The sequence below is a fragment of the Lacihabitans soyangensis genome (assembly GCF_024343775.1).
Lineage (GTDB): Bacteria > Bacteroidota > Bacteroidia > Cytophagales > Spirosomataceae > Leadbetterella > Leadbetterella soyangensis.
Map to the genome: position 1 here is coordinate 1 of NZ_RJUF01000083.1, position 3,129 is coordinate 3,129.

The window sequence follows — 3,129 nt, forward strand, 5'->3', positions numbered from 1 at the left end:
CCGATCCGTTGTGTCCTATTCTGGTTGCCCCCAACTTGGTTGCCCAAAAAATACCTTGATTGGTCTTTGTTATGTTCACATTATCAGGTTTGTTTGATTCTGTGTACTGAAAACGTAACATTTCTTTCACGGTTTCTTCTTTCAAAATTCTGGTTCCATTGTATTGGCCACCATTCAGCAGAGCTATGAAAAAACGCGACAGTTCTTCTACCGAGGTCCTTACGCCACCATCGGGGTAGGTATTCACTTCATACCATTGAACTGGTACAGTTTTTCCATCTTCTTTTCTGTAAAGTTTGGCGTGTTGCAATGTATCAATTTCGGCTAAAGCCCAGCCCGAATTCTTCATTTCTAAGGGCTTAAAAATATGCTCTTTGGCGTAAGATTTCAGACTTTTCCCTGTTTGCACTTCCACAATGTATCCGGCCAATCCGGCACCGATATTCGAATATTCTCTTTTATCACCAGGCTTGGCATTTAGAAAATTCCCATAGTCATAATGTGTGCCGCCTTTTACAAAATAATTTTTCAAAAACTCCCCTAAAGGCTCTGGTTTTCTGTTGCCATAGTGATAGGTGCTATCACCATAAAACGGACTTCGATCAATCAACCCTGACGTATGCGTAGCCAAATGTCGTAGGGTGATTTTGCCATTTGGGCTATTTGGATTTATTACCCTAAACGGCAAATACTTGTTGATGTCTTCATCAAGCGAAACTAGTCCTTCTTCCACTGCTTTCATGATGCATACCCCCGTAAAAGTTTTGCTTACAGAGGCAATGTTCATAATGGTCGAGGACTTAAAAGGTACTTTGTTTTCGAAATCCGCAAAGCCATAGCCGGTGCTCAAAACCAATTTCTTGTCAACAATCACCGATGCACCGAGGCCTACAATTCCGCTTTCTTTCATTTTCGCCATTATAACGCTGTCAAGTGTTTTTTTTGAGTTATGAATATCTTGAGCACTAAGGCTTTTGGCACACAGAAGAGCAATGAACAATTTCAACGCGGTTAATTTTAATTTCATAATTTGTTCGTTTTTTTAGTCTGATACCCTCCTAAAAAGCCAAGCCAAATGCACTTTGGCTGATATTTGAGAATAAAAGAAATGAATGTATGGACGAAAGTACAACGGGCAATATAAAAACAAAAAGCAATGGGTTTAGCTGCCCAGTTTTTGTTTTGAAAGTCGGCTTAAATGTTTTGGAAAAGCCTCACATCCCATAAAAAATACAATAAATCATCCCCAAATTAAAGGCGGCGTGGCAGGCAATGGCACCCAAAAGGCTATCGGTTTTTTTGCGGAAAATTTAGAAGAAAATCAATAAGAATTGAATAAATGAGTACTTCAATAATTTGAATTTTATTTCAAATAAACCAATCAAAATTACGAGTTTTGAAAAATTATAATAATATTCCTATCTTCACACTGTAATTGGTAACAAATATGACAATCATTCTTAAAAAAGGCCAGCATCTTGAGGATTTACTTCCAAAAACTACTTCCGTGAAGGGAGGTAAAAAGTTGGATGCTAAAAAGTATTTGGGTGTGTTGAAACGAAAAGAAGATTCCTTAGAAATTCAGAAGAAAATGCGTGATGAGTGGGAGTAAAATATTGATAGACACCAATATAGTACTCTGATTGTTCAATGAAAATCAGGATTTAGGGGTAGAACTTTTTTTACTTTAAAGTATCCAAATACAACAAATTGATATAGGAAATCTCGCCTCACATCCCATAAAAAATACAATAAATCATCCCCAAGTTAAAGGCTGCATGGCAGGCGATGGCACCCAAGAGGCTATCGGTTTTTTTGCGGAAATAGAAAAACATTATACTCACCAAAAACATACTCAATACCCACAGTAGGGTGGGAAAGGGGTAAAAAGCCCATTGCTCATTCACGAACACCAAGCCGAAATGAGAAATATGCGTGAGGGCAAAGGCAGAGCCATCCACGATGGAGGCTTTTTTCTCGCCTATAGAGTTTTCAAAACTCTTGTGTACGATGCCCCTGAAAAACAATTCCTCACCGATGGGGCTAAAAAGCATGCCTGTGATGGCCATAATGCCGAACATGACCTGCTTATCTGCTGCAGTGATTTCAGCCGGAATTTTATATGACTTGCCGATGTATTGATACCAGTTTTGGTAAGAAGTATCATATAAGATTTTACCCAAAAAAAACAGCATAACACTGGCCGCCAGCCCAGCCAAAAAGGCCAGAAATAGCCATTTAAAACCCTGAGCTTTTTGTATACCGATGGCCATACGACCCGCTTTACTCAAAAAAATAAACGGAGCCAAAGCCGAAACCGTCATGATAAGCCCGATAGCCCCATAATTACCCGAAGCATTGGCCTGAAGTACCAACACAAACCTCGGCACACAAACCAACAATATCAGAAATGTACCAAATTTCCAGTTTAGGTCAAAGATTTTGCTGAAGAGGGGTTTTAGGTGGGGGTGCATGTTTTGAAGAAGTTAGGTTTTAAGAATAGTTCACGGTTTTGTATGTTATAGGACTTCGAAACACAGAACTGTCAAACATTCGAACGGTTAATTTGAAATTCAAAACCAAATTGATGTAAATTCCCCGCTTTTCTACTAAGCTTCCATAGTCTTTTGCTTTTTTAGTAAGCCATTCATTTTTTGATTTGGTGTGATATAATTCCATTTTAATTACCTAAATTCTATCCAATAGTTTTTTTATATGCAAGCTTTTATTCAGTAAATTCTTTAAATATTACCTTTGGCTTAAGTTTAGGACAATATAGGAGCATTGCTTTTTCAAATTCATCTTTAATTATTACTTTCTTTTGATCAACAACTTCGATGGGCACTTGAAATAAGGCAGCATCGTGCATTGGTATTAAAAATTCAATTTCGGTATCTCTACAACAATTCATTATTGCGGTCTTCAAGATTAAGGAAGCTGTACCTTGTACTTTTTGACTTAAAATCCATCGCTTTACCTTGTTGGGTAAATGATTCTTGGAATTAGGGATTTCAAAGTTTCTGAAGTTTCCTAAACTGCTACAAATCCTTTTTTCTCTGAAAGCAATTTCTTGTAGTTGCGTCTTATAAGGAATAAGGCTAGTGAACTTCCCAAAAAAGTTTTGGAGTT

Annotated in this window: 4 protein-coding genes; 1 reads left to right on the top strand and 3 read right to left on the bottom strand. The window is 37.6% G+C overall.

Translation table 11 applies throughout. The features are described from left to right. Positions 1-1,027: serine hydrolase domain-containing protein (locus EGI31_RS14390; protein ID WP_255037910.1), on the bottom strand; the 1,027-nt coding region annotated here is incomplete at its 3' end. Between the two features lie 420 nt (positions 1,028-1,447). Between EGI31_RS14390 and EGI31_RS14395 the strand changes: the two genes are divergently transcribed. After that, positions 1,448-1,612, top strand: a complete 165-nt coding sequence (locus tag EGI31_RS14395; protein ID WP_255037911.1) for a hypothetical protein — start codon at positions 1,448-1,450, stop codon at positions 1,610-1,612. Between the two features lie 118 nt (positions 1,613-1,730). Here EGI31_RS14395 and EGI31_RS14400 read toward each other — a convergent pair whose 3' ends face one another. Then, a complete protein-coding gene (locus EGI31_RS14400; protein ID WP_255036422.1) occupies positions 1,731-2,474 on the bottom strand; it encodes a CPBP family intramembrane glutamic endopeptidase in 744 nt (247 codons plus the stop codon). Positions 2,475-2,725: 251 nt separating this feature from the next. Next, a partial coding sequence (locus tag EGI31_RS14405; RefSeq protein WP_255037912.1) for a DNA polymerase family A protein occupies positions 2,726-3,129 on the bottom strand: 404 nt, incomplete at its 5' end.

Coding starts and splice junctions, on each gene's coding strand:
- EGI31_RS14395 (WP_255037911.1), top strand. CDS start 1,448: ATGACAATCATTCTTAAAAAAGGCCAGCATCTTGAGGATTTACTTCCA.
- EGI31_RS14400 (WP_255036422.1), bottom strand. CDS start 2,474: ATGCACCCCCACCTAAAACCCCTCTTCAGCAAAATCTTTGACCTAAAC.